This is a genomic window from Thermoanaerobacterium xylanolyticum LX-11 (genome assembly GCF_000189775.2).
In the GTDB taxonomy this organism is placed as follows: Bacteria; Bacillota; Thermoanaerobacteria; order Thermoanaerobacterales; family Thermoanaerobacteraceae; genus Thermoanaerobacterium; species Thermoanaerobacterium thermosulfurigenes.
Genome location: NC_015555.1, coordinates 516,002 through 531,812 on the forward strand (window position 1 = coordinate 516,002; position 15,811 = coordinate 531,812).

Sequence of the window (15,811 nt, forward strand, 5' to 3'; positions counted from 1 at the left end):
CCAGTGATTTACTAACAATAGTTTTTGCCCACAATTGCAAATTATGCGTAGATAATAAATATAAAAGTTCAGGGTAATTTTGGATTCAAAGTAAATTGTTGCAAAGGAGGAAATTTGAATGGATGCATATATTGGGATTGATGTTGGATCTGTCAGCACAGATGTGGCTTTGATAGATGAAAACAATGAGGTTATTGATTATGTTTATATGAGGACACAAGGACAGCCAATTAAAGCTGTTCAAAATGCTTTGATGGAACTTAGAGACAGACTTAATGGCGATGTAAATGTAAAAGGAGTCGGCACGACTGGAAGTGGAAGGCAATTGACAGGTATCATGGTAGGTGCAGATATCGTCAAAAATGAAATTACTGCACATGCAATTGCGTCGTCCAGCTTGATACCTGATGTCCATACGATTTTTGAGATAGGCGGTCAAGATTCCAAGATAATCATTTTAAGGGATGGGATTGTAGTTGACTTTGCCATGAATACTGTTTGCGCTGCAGGAACAGGTTCGTTTCTGGACCAACAGGCGTACAGGCTTAACATACCAATAGAGAGATTTGGGGATTTGGCGTTGGAGTCAAAAAATCCTGTAAGGATAGCAGGCAGATGCGGAGTGTTTGCCGAGTCTGACATGATACATAAGCAACAGATGGGATATCCTCTTAACGATATAATAAACGGTTTATGCGAAGCATTAGTTAGAAATTATTTAAACAATGTAGGGAAAGGAAAGGATATAAGAGAACCTATAGTATTTCAGGGAGGTGTAGCGGCCAACAAAGGCATAAAGGCTGCCTTTGAAAAAGCTTTAGGGATGGAAGTATTCGTACCAAAATATTATGGAGTGATGGGTGCAATAGGTGCTGCAATACTTGCTAAAGAAGCTGTAAAGAAAAAAGGATATACACAGTTTAATGGATTTGAAATTGCCGATATTGATTATAAAGCACAGGGGTTTATATGTTCTGGCTGTTCAAACAATTGTGAAGTTGTTGAGTTTATAAAAGACGAAGAAGTCGTATCACGTTGGGGAGACAGGTGTGGCAAATGGTCAAATTCAACAAACAAAAATATCTTTTCACAAAGTGTATAGTGACGCTTATTGTAATATAAGGGCCTAATTTGGCCCTTATCATCAAACAAGTATTTCTATTTTGTCTCCTTTTTTTAAGATGTCCGTATACGATGCTTTTTTGCCGTTTAAGGTCATCTCAGGAATTTTATTTTTAGGTATGTCGAAGTCTACAGTGTTAAATATATCCACAAATATATACTGTTGTTTACCTGTGAGAATTTTTTTATCGCCATTTATGTATACGTAAAAGCAATCTTCTTCATCAATGATTGTTTTAATTGTGTCTCCATCTTTTATCATATAATCGTCATCTACAATTAAATTATTAACAGTGACTTTAGATGCGTTGTATTTTTCTTTTATTTCTCGAATCGAGATAGATGCATCACTTCCGTTTATGCCACTTTCGACCACTATTTTGTCTCCATTTTCTACTTTAGATTTAAGATTTGCGACTTTGCCATTTTTTAAAATTTTAGCTGGTGTTCCTATTTGACCTTTTATGATTATATTTTCACCGTTAAGGGAAAATGACAAATTTTTACCTGGCTTTGCGATTAATCTTTTTGAATCAAAGTTGGTTTTTAAAAGTACGTCCATTATTGTCATTTCTTTCAGGTTTAATAATTCTAATTTTTCGTCATTGAAATAAATTGTTATGAAATCTTTTTTTCTGTCTCTCATGGTGGAGTATGCGATGCCTATAGGTGTTATGTACTCTGGACCTTTTAATTTTTTGCACTTATAATCTACGACGGCAATAGTGCTGGCATCTCTTACTGAAACTCTTTCTATCGGTATAGATAGATTTTTTGCTATTTCCTCTGCTATGCCTGGCAGGTTGCTGCTGCCTCCAACTAAAAATACAGCAGATGGACTTTTTCCATTGTACTTTACTATTTCATCGCAGATCTTCTTCGCGAGATTTTTGACAACAGGCGATATTAAGTCTAAAACGTCTAAGCGAGATATTTGATGCTGGAGTCCTATAACGTCTTTGAATTTTATATCTTTTTTAGATGTAGTTTTGATTTTTTCTGCTGTATTAAAATCAGTAAGGTAATGCTGCTGTATGGTTTCAGTTACTTCATCACCTGCAAATGGAACCATTGAGTATGATATGATATTTCCGTCTTTTGAAATGGCTATGTCAGATGTACCTGCTCCAATATCTACAAGCGCTATGTTAAGCATTCTAATTTGTGGCATTATTGCAACGCCGATTGCTGCAATTGGCTCCAATGTAAGGTATGATACTTCTAACCCTGCTTTTTTTGCTACGGAGTATAAGCTTTCTACTACATCATACGGCAAGAATGTGGCTATTATCTCTACAGAGATTTCCTTGCCTGTATGGTCTTTAAGATTAGTTATAGGCAGGCCGTCTAAGTAAAAGCTTTTTATGGAGTAGCCCACCATGTGGTACTTTAAAGTGTGGCTTTCTCGGGATATTTCTTCTTTTGCTGTGTTCAATGCAGACAGTACCAGGTTATCTATGTCGCTGTCTTTTATTATGTAGTTTTCCTCAATGTTTTTTTCGACTCTTACCATTTTGGTTTTGAGAGATCTTCCGGCGGCAGCAAGGCTAACGTTTTTAAGCGTTATTCCGAGCTTTTTTTCCAATTTTTCCTTTATTTTGATTGCGACAGATGCCACCTTGTCTATGTCATGAACTTGGCCGTCAAACATAACTCTATCTGTATGCTCCATTTGTTCGACAGCTAAGACTTTTAGCCTATCATTTTCTGGTACACCTACTATACCTACAACAATTCTTGTACCTATGTCAAGTGAAAAAATCAAATTATCGTTCATCAAAATTCCCCCGAAAAATATATCGTAAAACAAAAATATATTTTAAATAAATTTTAGATAAATGCATTATTTCATATTATACATTATACAATTTTTTTATTTACCTTAAAAGTAATTTTTGTAGAGGAACAAATAGAATATGATTAAAGAAGATGTTATTAAAACGGCAAAGAAATAAGGAGTACAACGACTCCTTATTTTATCACTTTCTTTATATCGCTTAATAAACTGCTTAATTGGTCTTTTGATATATACAATCCAATTTGAGTTGCATTCTTTTGCAAATAGTATGTGGCATTGTCATTAGTCAAAAATTTAACTTCTTCACTTTTATTTCCGTCAGATATTGTCAGTGTAAAACTTGAATTGTTTCCAACAATTTTTTTGTTTGGATCGATGCCTGTCGGATTCAACAAAACAATGTCATTAAGGAGAGCTTCCGAATTATCGCTGCTTATTTCTTTGCCATTGTATACCCATTTTCCACTTTTGTTTTTTTCTATATTGTAAGTTCCAGTGGAATCTGTGTATGTTATCTTTGAAATCTTGTCTTTTGACATTGTGTACACGTCTTTGTCTAAGTAATTAAACAAGGTATCGCTACTGGTTATTTGAAAGTTTTCTATCGAGCTGGCATCTACAACGTATATATAATTAGAATTTTTAAGCTTTGCGTAGTATGAATCTCCCACAGGTGATTTATTTCCTACAAGCAATTCTTCATTTTTTCCGTCCTTAGATGATACAGATATTGTAAAATCAGATTTATCTAAACCGTATTTTCTTACATCGGTATCTGTAAATTTTCTGCTGTATTTAAGGCCTGAAATCGAATTAAACAGATCATCTGTGCTGGTGCTATCTGCCTTATAACTGACAGGCTTTGTTACATTGTAGGTGCTGCCACTCTTTTCAATAGCCAATTCATTGCCTGCATCTTTTATGTCTACAGAAGATATTTTGCTTTTGCTTATGTTGATTATATTTGTAGACGGCGCAGGCTTTTTTGTAGATTTTGCGTAATAATAGTATCCTGCAAGTACGCCGAGAATTAAAAGCATTATTATAGTGTTTCTAAAAGTCTTCATAAAGCTCTCCTCCTGAAGAAGACGTAGCCGCCTATGATCCAAATAACTAAAGGTATAACTATAACTGTGACTATGAACATGTAGTCAGCTTGTTTTCCTGTCATGAATAATGTCGCGTAGTCAAGAGATTTAGGACTTATGGAGATCTGTACTGTTTTGTTTGTAAGCCAGTTTGCACTATTCATAAGGAGATCTCTATTGCCCTCTAAACCTATAACTCTATCTGTAGCCATAAGGTCGTTTCCAAGCACCACTATCTTCATGCCTGTTTTGCTGTCAGAGATGGTAACGCCTAATGTTAAAGGTCCTTTTATGTCGTTTTTGTCGTAAGATGCTTGCTTGCTGTTGAAATTCGTTTCTCCCCATGCTTTGTCGCTGGTGGTCAGGAATGATTGAACCGAGATGTTGCTGCTACTTGACGCTTTGTAAGTTATACTTCTGGAGCTTGGAGCAACAGTTGCTAAATTAGCTGATTCCAGTTTGTCAGTGATGTCATGGTATCCATACTCTGGTACAGGCGATAAAGCGTCCATAAAATAGTTTCTTGAAGGATCCACAACTATGTCATTGTCAATTTTTACATTCCAATTCGACAAAAGATCATTGATTGATTTTTCAGTAAGAGGGCCATTTTCAGCTCCCATCATGATGAAGGCCTTTCCGCCTTTTTTCAGATAATCCATTATAGCATTCATTTCTTGTTGAGTGTAATCTGACTTTGGATTGGCAATGATTATAAGCCCGGCATCTTTTGGTATACCACCAGCTTGACCAATATTAAGGTCATTTACGCTGTAGCCTTCACCTTGCAATGCTGACTTAAAGGTCGTAAGGGAATCTGTGCTGTTTACCTCATTATGGCCTTGAATGATGTAAGCATTTGTTTTGTTGACTTCGGTGACATTGATTATTGCTTGAGTAAATTGTTGCTCACCGCTGAAAATATTCTGACCGGTTTCTTGAGATTGTGTGAAAATGTCGTATGAATTTACGATCTGTCTCTTGCTGTCGTCTTTGCTGTTTAAAAATAACGTTGTATCGTAATCTGTAATTCCGTATTTTTGTGCGAGGGATGGATTTTTGTCAGGATCGATGAATTGGACTTTTATCCTTTTTGACAATGCTGTGTATTCATCTAAAAGATTTTGGACTTGTGACTTCGCACTGTCATTTTGGAAAAATGCGTAGACTGTCACATCTGTCTTTAGATTTTTCAATACTTGCTTCGTCTTATCAGAAAGGGTATACTGTTTTGATTTAGTGAGATCCCATTTTACAGGTTTTTGAGCCAATACTAGATTGCCAAAGATCAATATGCCAAGTAAAATAACGATTGATAAAACCATGTTACTTCCGTATTTTAATCTGAGTTTGTTCAATAGAATTACCTCCTAACTCCAGCGTCTTTTGTCGACTACCATTATAGTGACAAAAACAAAGAAAATTATCACACTCAAGTAGAAGACAACGTCATTTAAGCTTAAAACACCGTTTTGAAAGTTAGTGAACCTTTGTAAAAGCGAAATGTTGTCTACAATGTTTTTTGCCGTTCCTTGGAAAACATCTCCCAGCCAGCTAACTATCCAAAAAAGCAGCAATATTGAAAAACCTATAACGCCTGCAATTAGCTGGTTTTCAGTTAAAGATGAAGCAAAAATGCCTATTGCGATAAACGCTGCACCCATCAAAAATGTCCCAATGTATCCTGTCAAAATTGGCCCAAAGTCAGGTGTGCTGTATATTTTAAGGTACAAAGGATATATTAAAGAAACCACCAAAGATAATGTATAGACAGTCAATGCAGCAAAGTATTTTCCTAAAACCATGTCGGTTATCCTAAGAGGTGATGTCATAAGCAGTTGGTCTGTGCCATTTTTCATTTCTTCTGATATTAATCTCATAGTCAAAATAGGGCTTACAAACATGAATACAAACACCATGTTCCCGAAAACTGGTGACATCAATGCGTACTGCGTTGAAAGGACAAATGTCGCAAAGAAATATCCAGATATAAGCAGCAAAAAGCCCACAAGTACATACGCAAGAGGCGAAAGAAAGTAGGACTTAAGCTCCCTTTTGTATATTGTCAGCATTTTCATTATCATTTACCTCCTCATCTGTTGTAAGCTGTAGGAAGACTTCTTCTAAGCTGTAGTTTACAGGCCTAAATTCAATGATAGGCAAACTTTGATTTGCAAAGGAAAAGAAAATCTCTTTTCTTAGGTCATGGTCTACATCTGTTTCAACATCTACATCGATGCAATTTTCTTTTGAATCTGCTTTTGATTTAAAGCTTTTAATTCCATTTATTCCTTTTAAAGTAGTAGATATCTTTTCTACAGAACCTATTACTTTTAGGAAATATCGTTTTGATTTTCCTATGGTGTCTGTCAAATTTTCAGTTGAATCTACCGCCACAATCTTACCTTTGTTTATGATTATAACTCTATCGCATATCATGCTTACTTCTGGCAAAATATGCGTACTTAGAATTATTGTATGTTTTTTTCCTAATTCCTTTATTATATCTCTTATTTCTTTGATTTGTTTTGGATCTAAACCTACCGTCGGCTCATCCAGCACCAATACATCTGGATCTCCTACTATTGCTTGTGCAAGACCTACTCTCTGTTTATAACCTTTTGAAAGGTTTTTAATGATCCTTTTTCTTACGTCTGCTAAACCAACTTCACCTATGACTTTATCTACTGTGGCTTTTTTCTTGTTATTTGGGACTTCTTTTAATTCGCAGACAAAAGCTAGATACGCTTCTACAGTCATATCTAAATACAATGGTGGAACTTCTGGAAGATAGCCAATATGTTTTTTGGCCTTTATAGAATCTTCTATAATATCATATCCAGCGATTTTTATTGTGCCTGATGTTGGTGGCATAAAACCAGTTATCATTTTCATCGTTGAGCTTTTTCCAGCTCCATTGGGGCCTAAAAATCCTACTATTTCTCCGCTGTCAACAGAAAAGCTTATGTTGTCAACAGCTTTGCGGTTTCCGTAAACTTTGGTAACGTTGTTTACTTCAATCATCATACGCGGCTAAACCTCCTTTTTGTATATACTACTTAATTATAACCAACTTTTATTAACAAATTGTTAATAAAATGTAAGAGAATTTTAAAATAAAAAAAGCATAGAGCTTTAAAAAGCCCTATGTTAAGCCGCCAAAAGAACTGATAACTTTTACTACATCGTTTATCTTATCATCACTGACTTCTACATTAAGCTGTATATTAGCATCGGCAGTTTCATCGTAATAACCCATTCCACTTATCGTGGGATCTGACATCAACAGAGGACTTTTTCTTATGTCAAAAGTGTATCCAGATTTTAAGACAAGTGATGCCAGTGTAGGTCCTGTTTCTGTGCCAGCTATGTTTTGTTTGTCATTATAAGTATCTGCATATTTATCAATAATGTCGATGTACGCTTTATATCCCATGCTTTTTAAATACGCAGAAGCTTTATTGGCGCTTTCTAAACTGTAAAAATATCCATTTATTTTCATAAAATCACCCAAATATATTTTGGGCTTAATTAAGATAAATATGTATTATGAAAAAATACCCGGTTTTACCGGGTATTTTAAAATGTCGATTAAAAACTTAACAATGTTTATGCTTTGAAATCGGATCTTCTATCAAAGTTGCAAAGACGAATTTATGATAGTGGTCATCGTCAATAGTAGTCTTGCCTTCTACAAAATGAACATGCTTACCGTCACCGACTTCAATAGCTGGCCCTGTTATTACACCAATTTCGTGATGATGATCTTCATAAAAATCTGTGCTTACTAAGATTGCATGGACATGGCTATCACCATCTTTTATTACTTGGCTTGTGACACCAGCAAATCTGTGGTTGTGATCTTCTTCTTCGTGTTCACCTGCTAACATGGTACTTCCTAAAAATTCGTGGTTATGAGTTTGACCTTCATCTTTTTTATTGTTATAAAGATCAAAATAGTTTTTAATTTCTTCAATTGATAATTCCATAAATTCAACCTCCAATAAATTATTGAGTAATGACAATGATATAATATGCAAATGTAATATAATATGTGCTTAAAAAATCATTTTAGAAGGTTTAATATTTATAAAAAAATATATTATGTTAAGATTTTTACAATTTTTATAAAATCTATTGATACGTGTAATATACACGTGCTATGATATAATTGTCAGGAGTAAGGGAAATGAAACCCAAGGAATTAATAAAAATGCTTCAGAAAGAAGGATGAATAATAAAAAATCAGAGAGGCTCTCATGTACATATGATACATTCTTCAAAACCAGGCAAAATTCAAATTCCATATCACAACAAAGACTTAAAGCCTAAAACATTGAATTCAATCCTAAAGCAAGCAGGGTTAAAATAAAAAATTCTGTTTGCATAAAAGGATAACATAAAAAAATAAAAGGAGGTTTTGTTATGGATAGATATATTTTCCCAGCTGTATTTGAGTCTGATGGAAACGGCGGTTATACTGTAACTTTTCCAGATTTTCCTGGATGCATAACTGAAGGTGATACACTTGATGAAGCATTATACATGGCTAAGGATGCTTTAGAGCTTTATATATACAATTTGGAAGAGGATAACGAAACAATTCCAATACCAACAGCTCCAGAAAAGATAAAAGTTCCTGAAGGTGCTTTTGTAAATCTTATCGAGGTTTACATGCCTCCTGTTCGTGATGAAATGGCCAATAAAAGTGTAAATAAAACAGTAACAATCCCACGATGGTTAAATGAGGCAGCAGAAAATGCAAACATAAACTTTTCACAAGTACTTCAATATGCACTAAAAGAACAATTAAAAATAACAGATAGATATAAAGCACTCTAAGAGGGGTGCGTTCTGGTGCGCCTGACAGGAATCGAACCTGCGACCTCCCGGTTCGGAGCCGAACGCTCTATCCACTGAGCTACAGGCGCACAAAACTTCATACTACATTATATCCTTTTTAAAAGGCATAAGTCAACCGTATTTGCTGACAGAAATTTGATATTTTCGCTATGTAGTGCTATAATTAATTAAAAATTGAACAAAATAATTACGAAGGAGGAGAGACAATGCAAAATGTCGAACTTGAAGCTGTATTGAGAACACCGGGTAAGAATGCGGCCCGCAAGCTGAAAGAAAAAGGCTACATTCCTGCCATACTGTACGGAAAAGGCATGGAGAGCATTCCGCTAGCTGTCGAAACCGGTAAGCTTCGCACAATAGTACAAAAACACGGCAGGAATGTCCTCCTCAATTTGATAGTTAACGGTGCTACGCATCAAGCAATACTGAAAGATGAACAAAAGGATGAATTGACTGGAAAGCTGATACATATAGATTTTCAGCGAGTGTCTATGAATGAGAAAGTTGAAGCAGCAGTACCGCTTAAATTTGAAGGTGTAGGCGTTATTGAAAGCAAAGGTCTTTTAGTACAGCATCAGAAGTGGGAGCTTAATGTTGAGGCTCTGCCTACAGACATACCAGAAGAGATTGTAGTAGATGTATCTAATTTAGATATAGGAGATACGATACTTGTAAAAGATGTAGTTGTTCCTGAAGGTGTTGAGAAGGTAGATGATTCTGACGAGGTTATATTGACAGTAGTAGCACCAAAGAATGCTGATGTAGCAGCAGAGGAGTCTACTGAAGCGGCTTCAGAGGGTGAATAAGAATATTTGAGAAAATTAAAAGGAGCATTTTGCTCCTTTTAATAGTTTATGATCTTTTTGTTTTCACTTAAAAGTCTCTCTGGTATTACATCATTTTTGATTAAGTCATCATAAGTTTCTCTGGCTACTATTAAATCTGATTCACCGTTATTTAGAAGTACAGCAGCAGGTCGAGGGAGGCGGTTGTAATTGCTTGCCATTGAGTAATTGTAAGCGCCTGTACACGTTACGGCTATTATATCGCCACTTTCAAGCTGTGGTAAATCTATGTCCCATATAAGCATGTCACCAGATTCACAACATTTCCCTGCAATAGAAACTTTCTCAAGGTTTATTTTGCGAGCTTTGTTGGCCACAATTGCATTGTATTTTGCACCGTACAAAGCTGTACGTATATTGTCAGCCATTCCGCCGTCAACTGAGACGTACTTTCTTACGCCAGGAATGTTTTTTATCGCTCCAACAGTGTAAAGCGTAGTGCCTGCATTGCCAATTATAGAGCGACCTGGCTCTACTATTATGTTGGGCCTTTTTATATTTAATTCCTTTGAAAATTCTTCAACTGTCTTCATTATCTCGCTTGCTATTAATTCTATAGGTTGTGGGTCATCTTCTTCAACGTAAGCTATTCCAAATCCACCGCCTAAATCCAGATTTTCGACTTCCCAACCTGTAGTGTCTTTTACTTTTTTAAGGAAGTTCATCATTATATCTATTTCTGCCTTATACGAATCGTAGCTGAAAATCTGTGAACCTATATGGCAGTGTAAACCAGTTAGATTTACATTATCCAGCGTCAAGGCGTACTTTATGGCGTCGAGGGCATCGCCATTAAAAAGAGGGAATCCAAACTTAGAGTCTATTTGACCAGTTTTAATGTATTCGTGTGTATGGGCTTCTACACCAGGTGAAATTCTTAAGTAAATGTTGGGTTTTTTGCCCATCTTTAAAGCCAGTTCATTTAGCATATTGAGTTCAAACCAATTGTCGACTATGATGCAGCCTATGTTGTATTCCAATGCCATCGTTAGCTCGTCTATTGATTTGTTGTTACCGTGGAAGTATATATTTTGGACAGGAAAATCGGCTTTTAGTGCTGTATAGAGTTCACCTCCGGATACTACGTCTAATCCTAAATTTTCTTCTTCTATGATTTTACATATGGCTGTTGTCATAAATGCCTTACTGGCATAAATCACTTCATTTCCTGGATAATTTTTCTTAAAACCGTTGTAGAAGGAACGGCAATTTTCTCTTAATAGCTCTTCATCTATAACGTAAAGGGGAGTACCGTATTGCTTTGCTATCTTTACGGTATCGCACCCAGCAATTTCTAAATGACCTTTTGAATTTATGCGCATGTTCTTTTGAAACACAAAATCATCTCCATCACTTTATTAATTTAAAATATCAAAATCAATGTATAAATAAAAACAGCTAAGGTATTTTCTTTAGCTGTGCTTTAATAGACATAGAAATACCTCCTTTCCCTTAGCGAGATAGCTCATCACAAATAGTCCGGGTTAACTACTTGTGACAGTCCTATACATCTTATGCATAGGCCCAGCTATGTAGATATTAAGGTATCTACACGCTTCGGCGGATTTATCCCTTTCACATGCAATCATCGACTCCTTAAAGCCTAATGCATGTTACTCTTGATGCCCCGCTCCTCTACCTCACCTTCAAGGAAGATGAGGTACATAGTATTTATTTTTTTTAATATGATACCATTAAAAACTTAATGTGTCAACATATTTATAAATCTTTAGGGAATAATCAATAATGAGACTTTCAAGGGGTGATGTTATGCAGTGGTTGATGACTTTTATAGCATCTTGGGTAATTTTCATCTTGCTTATTGATTTAAAACAGATAAAGTATACGATATGGGCAGGACTGTTAGCTGCTATCTGTCAGTTAATAATTGATAATATGGCGTTTCACTTAAAATTGTACGATTTTAGGTACGACATTTTAAAGATTTTCAATTCATCATTCTTTTTTACATTTGGCGCACCATTTACGATAGGCATATTATACGCCCAGACTTATCCGGAGAATAGAATATTGAGGCTTATAAATGTCTTTGTATCTACTGCTTTGTTTTTTGGGTTAGAGTTCGCATTAAAGCTGTCTGGAGCACTTAAATATATACATTGGCATTATTTTTACAGCATTACGATAGACGTTTTGGCATTGATGTCTTTAGGTAATTTAATTACGATATTTAAGTTAGCGCCGTGGATGAGAAGTGAAAGATAGCTGAATGGGGGATAAGTATGCTTAAATTTATCTTAATTGTTTCTATAGATTCAATACTTGTTTACATGTGGTTTAGATATTTAGACAGATTAAGAAAAAGTGGATGATTAATAATGTACAAAAAAACAATGTAAATATCATAGGTATTGTATATTTGAAATACTGAAAAATAATATTATAATATAAGTATCAAACGTTTACCATTTTAAGGGGGATATCGAAAGATGGCTGATGTTATTCTTAAGCATGTATACAAAACATATCAGGGTGGAGTGACGGCTGTTAAAGATTTCAACTTGGAGATTAAAGACAAAGAATTTATAGTCTTAGTCGGACCATCTGGATGCGGTAAATCTACTACATTGAGGATGGTTGCTGGTCTTGAGGAGATAAGTCAAGGAGAGTTATATATTGACGGGAAATTAGTAAATGATGTTCCACCAAAGGACAGAGATATAGCGATGGTGTTCCAGAACTATGCTCTGTACCCACACATGACAGTCTATGACAACATGGCTTTCGGCTTAAAGCTTAGAAAAGTGCCAAGGGCAGAAATAGACCAAAAAGTAAAGGAAGCAGCCAGGATACTTGGCATAGAAGATTATTTAAAGAGAAAGCCAAAGGCATTGTCAGGTGGACAAAGGCAGAGGGTTGCTTTAGGACGTGCTATAGTTCGTAATCCTAAGGTGTTCCTCATGGATGAGCCTCTTTCAAACTTGGATGCAAAGCTTAGGGTTCAGATGAGGACAGAGATTGCAAAGCTTCATGACAGATTGCAGACGACATTTATATACGTAACACACGATCAGACAGAGGCTATGACGATGGGATCAAGAATAGTCGTCATGAAAGATGGCGTTATACAGCAGGTAGATAAGCCACAAGTAATATATGAGCATCCTGATAATTTGTTTGTTGCAGGTTTCATTGGAAGTCCACAGATGAATTTCATAGATGCAAGGCTTGAAAGCGAAAATGGAAAAGTTTATGCATCTTTCAAAGGCTTTAAAGTTGTGGTTCCGGATGGAATCGTAAAGAGGTTAAAAGATGAAAGCTATATAGGCAAAGAAGTTGTATTAGGCATAAGGCCAGAAGATCTGCATGACGAGGAAGTTTTCCTTGAAGCATATCCAGATAGCGTGATTGAGACTAAAGTAGATGTTACAGAGCTTATGGGTTCTGAAACATATCTCTACCTCGATTTGCAAGGACAGCCGCTTACAGCGAGAGTTGATCCAAGATCGACAGCAAAAGCTGGCGATATAATCAAAATCGGTCTTGATACGAATAAACTCCATCTGTTTGACAAGCAGACAGAGCAGACGATATTAAATAGATAAAACAATAAAACCCATAGGGAAGATTATTCTTCCTATGGGTTTTATTTATGCATACAGCTTTCCGTAAGGCCTATGACCTGCAGGATGAAGCTTTATAAACTTGTGATTCATTATTTTATCGTAGTCGTACTTGAAATACGATGAAAAGTTTTTGATGTATTTGCTTATTTCCTTTAAATCATCTTCTGTTGCTTCTTCTTTTATGACTTCTTTTCCAAGCTTGTAATCTTCTACGTCATTGCACCTTAAATATATGACACCGCCGTGCATTCCAGTCCCGCAGTATTCACCAACGATATCTTTCTTGTTGCTTAAATTTAACACTATCATGCATCCACCTGCCATGTATTCACCGAAGAAGTCTCCAGGCGTTCCACCTATTACAACTACTGGAACTTTGTCGTTGTACTGTTTCATGTGGATACCTACTCTGTATCCGGCATCGCTTTTTATATACATGGAGCCGCCTCTCATGCCGTATCCAACAACATCTCCAACATGACCGTGGACTATTATGCTTCCATCGTTCATGGTGTTTCCAATGGCGTCTTGACCATTGCCAAACACTTCAATAGTCAATCCGTCCATAAATGCAGCTAAGTCATTTCCTGGCGTACCTTCTATGTTTATTTTGGTACTACCATTCAAGTTATCTCCTATATACCTTTGTCCGTTCACATTTTTTAAATTTATCACATCTTCTCCTGAATTGACTAATTCTTTTATCATTTCGTTTAAGTCTTTATAATGCATGTCTTTTGCATCGATTGTCTTCACATTAATGCACCTCCAGATCCAACATTTTGGATTTACGTAAGTCTTTAGGGAAATACACGTATCCGAAATCATCTTTCATAAGATGATCTTTAAATGGGGAAACATCTATTCTGTCTCTTATTAGTCCTGTATATATTCCTGCTCTATCAACATCGTTTATCAGTATGAAGCCTAAAATATTGTTACCTTTAAGCACAATTTTTTTATAAGAGTTTTTGTCATAATCAGCTTTTGTTATCACATCATAAGAGCTATCTGGAGGATTTATGATTCCGGCTGTAATGATGTAAGTATCTTTGTAGCCTATGGAATTCATTGGGAATGTACCTTTTGTGGTACTTTCAACGCCTACCATGTTTAAACCAGCAATCTCTCCTTGCATGTAGGCACTGGGCCATATAGGCACGACTCTGTTTGAATCGATAAGCATATCGTATCCTTCAGCCACATCTCCAGCAGCGTATACATCGTCAAGGTTAGTCTTCATATGTTTATCTACCAATATACCGCGATTGACTTTTATGGATGTTCCTTTTGTAACATCTGTATTTGGAGTCACGCCTATTGCAAATATGAGATGATCGGCAGCCAATGTTTCACCATTTTTCAAATGGACTTCTTTTACATAGTCGTCACCTATAATTTCGTCTACTGTTGTATTTAACTTAATCTTTATACCGTCGTTTGTAAGCCTTTTTGTTACTATAGATGCGGATTCATTATCAAGGATAGTGCTTAAAATCCTATCGGCAAGCTCAACGATGGTGACATCTGCACCTAATTCGTGAAGTCCTTCCGCGGCTTTGAACCCTATCAGTCCGCCCCCGACGATGACTACTTTTGAGTTTGGCCTGATATTTGATTTTAAGCTTTTTGCTTCGTCAAGTTTTATAAATGTCTGAATGTTTTTCTTTTCAAGTCCGCTTATTGGAGGGACGAAGGGTTTGCCACCTGTTGCTATAAGCAGTTTATCGTATGATACAGAATCGCCATTTTCAAGCATTACATTTTTCTTGTTTTCATCAATGGATACTGCTTTTACACCAAGAATGGTTTTTACATTGTTTTTTTGGTAAAAGTCCTTGTCTCTGTAAGCCATTTTTTCTTCTGTAACTGTCCCTGCAAGGTAGTACGATATTAAAGGTCTTGAATACACGTGGTATTTTTCATCAGATATGACGGTTATATTTGACGCTTTGTCGTACTTTCTGATGGCTTCCACTGCCCCAACCATTGCAGCGGAGTTTCCGATTATTACTATATTCATCTAAATACCTCCTTCTGAAAAAACAAGAGCTTCGTTAGGACAGTTTTTTACACAGGCAGGCTCACCAGCTTCTGCACATAGATCGCACTTTGAAGCAATTTTATTGTTTGTGTCTCTTACGATTGCTCCAAATCCACATACGAGGACACATGTCCAGCATCCTACACACTTATCGGTATCGCAAGTTACAACACCTGTTACAGGATCTTTTTGCATTGCACCTGTTATACAAGCCTTTACACAGGGAGCATCATCACAGTGTCTGCACTGCAGCGAGAAGGATAATGGACGATTTTCTTCTACAACGATTCTTGGAGCTGGACGGTTACTGTCGAGTTTGTATGCCTTCAAAACATCTTTGTACTTGGAGTGGGATGTTATACAGTATACCTCGCAAAGTTTGCATCCGACGCAAACTTCTTCCTTGGCATAAACCTTCTTCATATATTTCAATCCTTTCATTCAATATGATAGATTAATAGTTA

17 protein-coding genes, 1 tRNA gene and 1 riboswitch are annotated in these 15,811 nt (G+C 36.1%); of the genes, 6 read left to right on the forward strand and 12 right to left on the reverse strand.

Annotated features, from left to right (window positions below; all coding sequences use genetic code 11):
* Positions 1–118: 118 nt before the first annotated feature.
* Positions 119–1,102, forward strand: coding sequence for an acyl-CoA dehydratase activase (locus THEXY_RS02620; RefSeq protein WP_013787299.1), 984 nt, complete (start codon positions 119–121; stop codon positions 1,100–1,102).
* A gap of 42 nt (positions 1,103–1,144) precedes the next feature.
* Here THEXY_RS02620 and THEXY_RS02625 read toward each other — a convergent pair whose 3' ends face one another.
* The 7 genes from THEXY_RS02625 to THEXY_RS02655 all read right to left on the reverse strand — a co-directional run bounded on the left by THEXY_RS02625 (position 1,145) and on the right by THEXY_RS02655 (position 7,997).
* The gene (locus THEXY_RS02625; RefSeq protein WP_013787300.1) at positions 1,145–2,899 is read right to left on the reverse strand and encodes a cell division protein FtsA; all 1,755 of its coding nucleotides are present in this window, start codon (positions 2,897–2,899) and stop codon (positions 1,145–1,147) included.
* Between the two features lie 194 nt (positions 2,900–3,093).
* Complete coding sequence (locus tag THEXY_RS02630) at positions 3,094–3,987, reverse strand: DUF4340 domain-containing protein (RefSeq protein WP_013787301.1); 894 nt, start codon at positions 3,985–3,987, stop codon at positions 3,094–3,096.
* The gene (locus THEXY_RS02635) at positions 3,984–5,366 is read right to left on the reverse strand and encodes a GldG family protein (RefSeq protein WP_013787302.1); all 1,383 of its coding nucleotides are present in this window, start codon (positions 5,364–5,366) and stop codon (positions 3,984–3,986) included. The genes THEXY_RS02630 and THEXY_RS02635 overlap by 4 nt, the downstream gene beginning before the upstream one ends.
* A 12-nt stretch (positions 5,367–5,378) precedes the next feature.
* Positions 5,379–6,086 (reverse strand): ABC transporter permease, encoded by a 708-nt coding sequence (locus tag THEXY_RS02640; protein WP_013787303.1) that lies wholly within the window; start codon positions 6,084–6,086, stop codon positions 5,379–5,381.
* The gene (locus THEXY_RS02645) at positions 6,052–7,035 is read right to left on the reverse strand and encodes an ABC transporter ATP-binding protein (RefSeq protein WP_013787304.1); all 984 of its coding nucleotides are present in this window, start codon (positions 7,033–7,035) and stop codon (positions 6,052–6,054) included. Before THEXY_RS02645 ends, THEXY_RS02640 begins: the two co-directional genes overlap by 35 nt.
* 118 nt (positions 7,036–7,153) lie before the next feature.
* Positions 7,154–7,510 (reverse strand): hypothetical protein, encoded by a 357-nt coding sequence (locus THEXY_RS02650; RefSeq protein WP_013787305.1) that lies wholly within the window; start codon positions 7,508–7,510, stop codon positions 7,154–7,156.
* A gap of 97 nt (positions 7,511–7,607) precedes the next feature.
* Positions 7,608–7,997 carry a YmaF family protein gene (locus THEXY_RS02655; protein ID WP_013787306.1) on the reverse strand — a complete coding sequence of 130 codons (390 nt, stop codon included), beginning with the start codon at positions 7,995–7,997 and terminating at the stop codon, positions 7,608–7,610.
* Between the two features lie 248 nt (positions 7,998–8,245).
* Here THEXY_RS02655 and THEXY_RS12710 point away from each other — a divergent pair, with 248 nt between their 5' ends.
* Positions 8,246–8,380 (forward strand): type II toxin-antitoxin system HicA family toxin, encoded by a 135-nt coding sequence (locus THEXY_RS12710; protein WP_268257777.1) that lies wholly within the window; start codon positions 8,246–8,248, stop codon positions 8,378–8,380.
* 53 nt (positions 8,381–8,433) lie between these two features.
* On the forward strand, positions 8,434–8,850 hold the full coding sequence (locus THEXY_RS02660; RefSeq protein WP_013787307.1) for a type II toxin-antitoxin system HicB family antitoxin: 417 nt from the start codon (positions 8,434–8,436) through the stop codon (positions 8,848–8,850).
* Between the two features lie 13 nt (positions 8,851–8,863).
* Here the strand turns inward: THEXY_RS02660 and THEXY_RS02665 are convergent.
* Positions 8,864–8,939 (reverse strand) — tRNA-Arg (locus THEXY_RS02665).
* Between the two features lie 138 nt (positions 8,940–9,077).
* Between THEXY_RS02665 and THEXY_RS02670 the strand changes: the two genes are divergently transcribed.
* The gene (locus THEXY_RS02670; protein WP_013787308.1) at positions 9,078–9,677 is read left to right on the forward strand and encodes a 50S ribosomal protein L25/general stress protein Ctc; all 600 of its coding nucleotides are present in this window, start codon (positions 9,078–9,080) and stop codon (positions 9,675–9,677) included.
* 38 nt (positions 9,678–9,715) lie between these two features.
* On the opposite strand, the gene lysA is transcribed toward THEXY_RS02670, so the two are convergent.
* Positions 9,716–11,038: a diaminopimelate decarboxylase gene (gene lysA / locus THEXY_RS02675; protein WP_195890945.1), complete on the reverse strand. Its 1,323-nt coding sequence runs from the start codon at positions 11,036–11,038 to the stop codon at positions 9,716–9,718.
* Between the two features lie 131 nt (positions 11,039–11,169).
* Positions 11,170–11,362: riboswitch (Lysine riboswitch) on the reverse strand.
* A gap of 124 nt (positions 11,363–11,486) precedes the next feature.
* Here lysA and THEXY_RS02680 point away from each other — a divergent pair.
* Positions 11,487–11,942 (forward strand): CBO0543 family protein, encoded by a 456-nt coding sequence (locus tag THEXY_RS02680; protein WP_041592187.1) that lies wholly within the window; start codon positions 11,487–11,489, stop codon positions 11,940–11,942.
* 224 nt (positions 11,943–12,166) lie between these two features.
* Entirely contained in the window at positions 12,167–13,282 is a 1,116-nt protein-coding gene (locus tag THEXY_RS02685; protein WP_013787311.1) for an ABC transporter ATP-binding protein, read from the forward strand.
* 45 nt (positions 13,283–13,327) lie between these two features.
* On the opposite strand, the gene THEXY_RS02690 is transcribed toward THEXY_RS02685, so the two are convergent.
* The 3 genes from THEXY_RS02690 to THEXY_RS02700 are packed head-to-tail and all read right to left on the reverse strand — an operon-like array spanning position 13,328 to position 15,770.
* Positions 13,328–14,059 carry a GltB/FmdC/FwdC-like GXGXG domain-containing protein gene (locus tag THEXY_RS02690; RefSeq protein ID WP_013787312.1) on the reverse strand — a complete coding sequence of 244 codons (732 nt, stop codon included), beginning with the start codon at positions 14,057–14,059 and terminating at the stop codon, positions 13,328–13,330.
* A 1-nt stretch (position 14,060) separates the two neighbouring features.
* Positions 14,061–15,326, reverse strand: coding sequence for an NAD(P)/FAD-dependent oxidoreductase (locus THEXY_RS02695; protein WP_013787313.1), 1,266 nt, complete (start codon positions 15,324–15,326; stop codon positions 14,061–14,063).
* A complete protein-coding gene (locus tag THEXY_RS02700; RefSeq protein WP_013787314.1) occupies positions 15,327–15,770 on the reverse strand; it encodes a 4Fe-4S dicluster domain-containing protein in 444 nt (147 codons plus the stop codon).
* Positions 15,771–15,811: the final 41 nt, after the last annotated feature.